Raw genomic sequence first — 6276 nt, 5'->3', positions numbered from 1 at the left:
TGCGGAAAGAGCGCGTAGTTCTGGAATACCATGCCGATGTCGCGCTTGTGCGGCGGCACATTCTGGATCGAGCGCCCCTCCAGAAGGATGCAGCCCTGGGTGGGNACCTCAAACCCGGCAAGCATCATGAGGGTTGTGGTCTTGCCGGAGCCGGAGGGCCCCAGCATGGTCAAGAACTCACCCCGGGCGATATCCAGGTTGAGCTTCTTAACGACCAGGGTTTCGCCGTCGTAGGACTTCTGGATGTCGGAAAACTTCACAAAGGCATTGTCCGCATCCGGCATTGCCCCCCTCCCCGGCCCCGGCGCTTGTTGCATTGAAGCGCCGCCCACGACTGCCAGACCCTGATGTTGCACTTTGACCAATTGCATGCTGTTGAGCGCGCACTCAAAACCGCAGGGCCACGCCTTCATCAGGCGGCTGCGATTAATCAGACGACGCACTCTTCCTCCCGTTTTACTGCGGCCTCGCGGCCGACAGACCATTTCTCTTTCACGTAAATATTATTGGGCCGCGAAAGCCAAATTCCACTGATGTGGCTGCTCCGGCAGCCGAAATCCTGCGTTAATCCGGCCGAGCGCGCGGATTCATGTGCCTCCACAACCATGCGATGAATGTGCGCGCCTCGGTAGTCCAGCGCTTCGGCCCGCAACAAAGGCACGCTTATCTTGGTGAGGCTACCGGGCCTTCACAGAGTCGCTGAGGCCGTCGACAGGATTTCCTGGTCGCGCTCGCGGCGTAAAAGAACGGACCCAGCACGAGCCTCCCGGATCGCGAATGAAATATGCCCCGTTCGAAACGGCACCAGCATGCCCCTACACATGCGCGCCCATTCAAGCCCCGGCGTCACACCGTTCCTTCCGCCCAGCCGCTCACATTGCCGACCGGAAGTGGGTCGAGGAACTCCAATGCGTGGAAGTACTGTACGAGGCGAGCACAGCTGCCCAGTTGGGCTTCTTCAACTGCTGAGCTTGGCAAAGCTTTGTTCGAGAGGACTCGTATAGTAGCAGCCTCGCGAACGGCAGATCGATGGCACGATACTGCTGTCGTCGCAGCGACTCGCAATTCTCGGGCTCGCCCTAAGACTTGCCCGCTCAAATGTTCAATAGATTGCCGAGCAAGGTCGCTCGAACAGGTTCTACTAATTTTTCTCGCGTTCCTCTCTCGAAGCTTCCGGAAAATGGCACTCATTTTTCACCGCAATCATCGGCGACAACGGGTTCACGACTGTCACGAAGCTCCCATTGACCCCCGCAAACGAGCTGCCACTGTCAACGTCTGCAGATACCGCACTTTCAGAATATTCGCGGCGTGAAGCCATTGCCCTTTCCTTTAAACATCGATCCTCTATGCAATGATAAATGTGAAGATGGATTAGCTAACGGAACTTGGCGGCAGGCGGATGCTTGCGCTGGCGCGATCCGGACGAGGCAACTGTGCGTGCACTCGCGCCAGCCCGAAAAGGCGCTCTCGCACATCGCCCTTTACGGGACCGCTACGTTTTGTGCCCGCATCAACGTGAATCAGCATCTGTTCGCCCGTGGCAACCGGTCGCTCGCCCCCCTCTCGCGTGATCACGTGAAAGAGGTGAAGGCGTTTGTCATCGACCCCGAGGACCTGAGTGCTTACCTGGATGCGGTCACCCGCATGCAGCTCCCCTAGATGGCACAGGTGTGTCTCGAGAGTGTAGTAGGCACCGCTCTGTGACCGATACTCGGCGTCAATGCCGATGTAATGTGCCAGTGTTCCAGTCGCATCGCTGCAGACCTGAAGATACCGACTCTCAGCGACATGTCCGTTGCCGTCAATCCAGTCGGAGGGGACTGCAAGGGTCGGCATCCGCAGACGGCCAGAGCCATCATGCAGCTGTGGCAGGGGAGCGCGCTCGCGCAGCCCCTGCTCCCACCGCGCGAGCGTCTCGCCCGGGCCGTAGCCCTGTGAGCGCAACCCCTGCAGCAAGGCGACGAGCAAGTCGTCGCGCTTGTGTACAGTGGGAACGTCCAGGGGGTCCGCCTTAACCAACGCGTCTGCCTGCTCGGCCGCCTTGTCGAGAAAGGCCCGATCCATGTTCGGCTTTTCGGTGAGCCTGGACCATGGCCACTTGAATGCCCATTGCTCGATCGTCTCGCGCATGCCCTCGCCGCCGTCTGCCATGCGGTAGGCACCCATCACCGCTCGCCGCAATCCCCAAGAGTATCGGACGGCGTCATCGATTTCCTGGAGCGTAGCAACATCATCGTGCACAAGCCACAGCGACTCGCGCGAGATCGCATCTCCCAGTCGGTTCGCGATGAAACCATCAACCTCTTTGCGCACCACCAGCGGATGCATCCCGATCGCGCGGAAAATCGCCGCCGCCCGATCTAGCATCTTCGGCGCTGTACGCTCACCGCTGCAGAGTTCAACAAGTGGCAGCATGTACACTGGTTGGAACGGATGCGCCACGAGGAAACACTCGGGGTGATCCATCTCGGCCTGCAGCAGTGACGGCCGAAATCCTGAAGTCGAGGAACAGATCAACGCGTCAGGCCCGGCCGCCCGACTGGCAGTGGCGAGGAGTTCCTGCTTGAGGTCCAGTCGCTCCGGCGCAGATTCCTGCACGAGGTCCACGCCGCGGACCGCGTCCGCAACCGAATCAGCGAGGGTGAGCGCGCCTTCGATCGGCAGAGGCACACCCGTCAGCCGCCGATAGGCCCGCCGCGCATTCGCCAGCATCTTCTGGACATACTCGACCGCATTGGGAGCCGGATCGTACAGCCGCACATCCACTCCATTGAGAATGAAACGCGCGGCCCAGCCGCCGCCAATAACACCGCCCCCGAGAAGCCCGACTGCGCGGGGCGGGGTCCTGGTGATGTATGGATTCTCAGGCATGACGATGGTCCCTCTTAGGCGCGAACCTTCAGCTTCAGCTTTTCGCGCATCTGATCCGGGCTCATCACCCGCACTCCCATGCGCTCGACAATCTCTACAGCTCGCCGCACGAGCTCAGCGTTGGTCGCCAGCCGCCCACGGGACAGGTACAGATTGTCTTCCAAACCGACCCGTATGTTCGCACCGACCAGGGGCGACAGAGCAGCATACGGAAGCTGCATCGGCCCGACCGAGAAGGCTGAATAGACGGCATCCCGCGGCAGCTGGTGCACCATGGCCAGCAACGTAGACACATCCGGCGGGGCGCCGTTACCCGTGCCCATACAGAGCTGGTACAATGGGATGCCATCAATCAGTCCATCCTTGACCAGATCGTTGGCCAACACCACATGTCCTGTATCGAACACCTCAAGCTCCGGTTTCACGCCGATCTCTTTGCACCGCGCAGCCATGGCGCGAAGCATTCCGACCGTGTTGACCATGACGCCCTCTACGTTGCCCTTGCTGCTCTTCGAGCCGCAATCTAGCGTGCATATCTCGGGGCGGAGCTCCTCGATGTGCACGAGCCGCTCACGCAGGCTCGCCATCCAGGTCCCTGATGCCAGTGGCAGGGGAGCTTCCGGCCCGCCCACCACGATGCCGCAGCCCTCTCCAGTGGTCAGATTGAGCACCGGATTCACATCGGACTGCCGAATGCGCTGCACAACCGCTCGCCACAAGGCAGGATCGAGAGAGCCCTCCTGGGTCTTGAGATCACGGACGTGGAGGTGCACCGCTGCCGCTCCCGCACGCGCGGCCTCAATCGCTGATTCAGCGATCTGCTCCGGACTTACCGGCACGTTCTTCTGCCTCGGCGCTTCTCCTCCGCCGGTGACCGCACAGGTGATGAACACCTCGGAAATCATCACACCTTCTCCTTTCCTGAAATCTTGAGCAGCCCGAAGCCGGGCCAGACGTCTAGATACGTCTCGTCTGGATGCAATAAGTAGCGAGGCAAGAGATCTGTATTTGAGCAATATCGGGCGATTCCGAGCAGTAATTCTGCATGCAAACTGCGCTAGGCTGAGTATTTCCATCAGCTTTGGCCACACGCGGGCAAACCGCGCCACGGATACTTCACACTGGAGCGCCGGGACGTGTACGGTGATCCCGCGGAAATTGAATACACGCTTCAGGTGTAAGCCGCCCCGCTCCGTTAGAGGCAATCTCCAAAAATGCCCCACCTTGATACTCGAGGACATCGCCGATCAGGCAACATAGACATTCGAAGCCCCGCCTTCAGACGAATTGCGATCGCAAGCACAAGGTCTCTACGGCAAAGGCCGAGAAACCTACTTCGTACCCGAGCCTTCATTTTCTGCGGGGAGAAGCGCATCTTTGCAGGCCGGGACATGCGGCTTTTCGGGTCCGCGGATCGTGGTCGAGTAGCTCGGCCATTCGGCTTTGCCCTCACAGATCCGGGCGGGCGGCTTTCCCGCACCCGGCTCTTCCCGAGAGTAACCCGCGTCATATCCGCGCCTGCGCCCATGTGCGAGTGATGCGTGGGACGGGCAGACGGAAGCGAGCCGTCAGGGTTTCAAACTCCGACCAACCCATGCGCCGGCTTTTCTGACTACGCCGTCTCAGACAGCGCAGCCAGGTCCGACGCACTTCGCGGTAGAAGCCGTTGAGCGCCGGATAGTTGTGCGGTCTGCCATAGGGCCGTAGTGTCCACGCAGAACGGCGGTGAGCCATTCGTGTTGCATGGCCAGTGGCGCGTGCATGAACCGCCAGACCTCCTGGCGCAACGCCGTCAGCTTGCGCGTCAGGCGTTTCCCTTCCGTCTTGTGCTTCACGATGAACCGGCCATCCCGGGTCCGCCCACAGTAGTGGGTGAAGCCGAGGAAGGCGAAGGTCTCTGGCCGCCGCTCGCCGCGCTGCTGACGTGAGACGGCCGCGAACCGGCCAAACTCGATCAGCCGCGTCTTGTCCTCATGGAGCGTCAGGCCGAAGCCGGCCAGCCGCGCTTTGAGGGCCAAGAGCATTTCCTGCGCATCTGCCTTACTCTCGAAGCCCATGACGAAGTCGTCCGCATAGCGCACGATCACGATGCGACCGCGTGCGCGGCGACGACGCCATTGATGAGTCCAGAGATCGAGGATGTAGTGCAGGAAGATGTTGGCAAGGAGCGGGCTGATGCCCGCCCCTTGTGGCGTGCCCCTGTCCGTCTCTTGCTTCTCGCCGCTCTCAAAAACGCCGGCTCGCAGCCACAGCCCGATGAGCCGCAAGATGCGAGGATCGGCGATCCTGTGCGCCAGCATCCGCAACAGCCATTCGTGGTCAACCGAGTCAAAGAAGCTGCGTATGTCGGCATCGAGCACCCAGTTCACATGCTGGCTCATGATCGCCGTATGCAAGGCATCAAGCGCCATGTGAGGATTCCGCCCCGGCCGGAAGCCGTAGGAGAATCCGAGGAAGTCGGCCTCGTAGACAGCGCTCAACACCTCGGCCACCGCGCTTTGGACAATCTTGTCCTCGAGCGCCGGCACACCGAGAGGCCGCTTACCGCCGTCGGCTTTGGGGATGTAGACGCGCCGCACCGGCTGTGGCCGGTAGCGACCAGTGTGGACCCGTGCGCAGAGGTCGCGGAGATTATCCGTCAGCCCCTCTTCGTACTTCGCCACCGTCACCCCATCGACCCCCGCGCTGGCCTGCCGCTTTTGTCGTCGAAACGCCCGAAGAAGAGCGGCTTCATCGACATGGTGCAGCAGGGCCGTGAACCGGGTTTGGGCGGCCTGGCTGGCCGCCGCGTTCACCCGCTTGAGGTTCGGCGGCAAGGCGCCCCACAAGCGATCATCAGCTTGGCATGACGTACTCCCCGGGCGTGGTGTAGCTGGCGGTGGGTCACCGCGTTCGCCGGCCTGGGCTGGATCGGTCAGGTGGCGATTGCCGGGAAGCTACGGCGGGATCATCGCCCAATGGCGCGATCGTTTCCAGTGTCATGTAGCGACCGCGCTGGACCGCCCACTCATCGTTCTGTTCGAGCAGGATGGCGCCAATCAGGCGGGTGATGGCGTCCTCATTGGGGAAGACGCCGACCACTTCGGTTCGGCGCTTGATCTCGCCGTTGACGCGTTCGAGCGGATCCGTAACCGGTATGAGATGTCTCGGTGCCAACGTTCCCGCTGCGGTGTTCTACATCGTGGCGTATGGTGCGACCATCGGGACAGAGGCACCGGGAGCACGAAGTGCGGGCAGGCCGATGTTATTCGATGAGCCGAGAGCTCGAGTTAGTAGCTGGCCGCCTCTGCGACTCGCCCGGTTGCGCCGAGAGCGCGAATCCGTAGTTGTCGTGTCGCCCGCAGCTCCCGTCAGTCATGTGTCTGGCAGGAGGTGCGAATGCGACGGGTGATTGGCATCGAC

At 61.4% G+C, this 6276-nt stretch carries 4 protein-coding genes and 4 pseudogenes; 1 reads left to right on the top strand and 7 read right to left on the bottom strand.

Annotation, left to right across the window (positions count from 1 at the left end; all coding sequences use genetic code 11):
• The 3 genes and pseudogenes from YU9_RS0137890 to YU9_RS51350 all read right to left on the bottom strand — a co-directional run.
• The coding region (locus YU9_RS0137890; protein WP_245266722.1) for an ATP-binding cassette domain-containing protein at positions 1–317 on the bottom strand (317 nt) is incomplete at its 3' end.
• An 824-nt stretch (positions 318–1141) separates the two neighbouring features.
• Positions 1142–1321 (bottom strand): hypothetical protein, encoded by a 180-nt coding sequence (locus tag YU9_RS48600; RefSeq protein ID WP_156952368.1) that lies wholly within the window; start codon positions 1319–1321, stop codon positions 1142–1144.
• A gap of 53 nt (positions 1322–1374) precedes the next feature.
• Positions 1375–1809, bottom strand: a pseudogene (locus YU9_RS51350) (thioesterase family protein); the annotation flags it as partial.
• On the opposite strand from YU9_RS51350, the gene YU9_RS51345 reads away from it, so the two are divergent.
• Positions 1799–1933 carry an SWIM zinc finger family protein gene (locus YU9_RS51345; protein WP_371259255.1) on the top strand — a complete coding sequence of 45 codons (135 nt, stop codon included), beginning with the start codon at positions 1799–1801 and terminating at the stop codon, positions 1931–1933. The pseudogene YU9_RS51350 and the gene YU9_RS51345 overlap by 11 nt on opposite strands.
• A gap of 122 nt (positions 1934–2055) precedes the next feature.
• On the opposite strand, the pseudogene YU9_RS51340 reads toward YU9_RS51345, so the two are convergent.
• The 4 genes and pseudogenes from YU9_RS51340 to YU9_RS46950 all read right to left on the bottom strand — a co-directional run.
• Positions 2056–2874 (bottom strand): annotated as a pseudogene (locus tag YU9_RS51340) (3-hydroxyacyl-CoA dehydrogenase NAD-binding domain-containing protein); the annotation flags it as partial.
• 14 nt (positions 2875–2888) lie between these two features.
• Positions 2889–3779: a 3-keto-5-aminohexanoate cleavage protein gene (locus YU9_RS0137880; protein ID WP_027577356.1), complete on the bottom strand. Its 891-nt coding sequence runs from the start codon at positions 3777–3779 to the stop codon at positions 2889–2891.
• Positions 3780–4380: 601 nt separating this feature from the next.
• Positions 4381–5702 (bottom strand): annotated as a pseudogene (gene ltrA, locus YU9_RS43950) (group II intron reverse transcriptase/maturase).
• Between the two features lie 55 nt (positions 5703–5757).
• Positions 5758–6003, bottom strand: a pseudogene (locus YU9_RS46950) (transposase); the annotation flags it as partial.
• Positions 6004–6276 lie beyond the last annotated feature (273 nt).

Source organism: Bradyrhizobium sp. WSM1743 (assembly GCF_000473065.1).
Lineage (GTDB): Bacteria > Pseudomonadota > Alphaproteobacteria > Rhizobiales > Xanthobacteraceae > Bradyrhizobium.
This window is presented reverse-complemented; position numbering and strand designations above follow the sequence as displayed.

Excerpts from the sequence above, each read along its gene's own strand:
- YU9_RS48600 (WP_156952368.1), bottom strand. The coding sequence starts at position 1,321 with ATGGCTTCACGCCGCGAATATTCTGAAAGTGCGGTATCTGCAGACGTT.
- YU9_RS0137880 (WP_027577356.1), bottom strand. The coding sequence starts at position 3,779 with ATGATTTCCGAGGTGTTCATCACCTGTGCGGTCACCGGCGGAGGAGAA.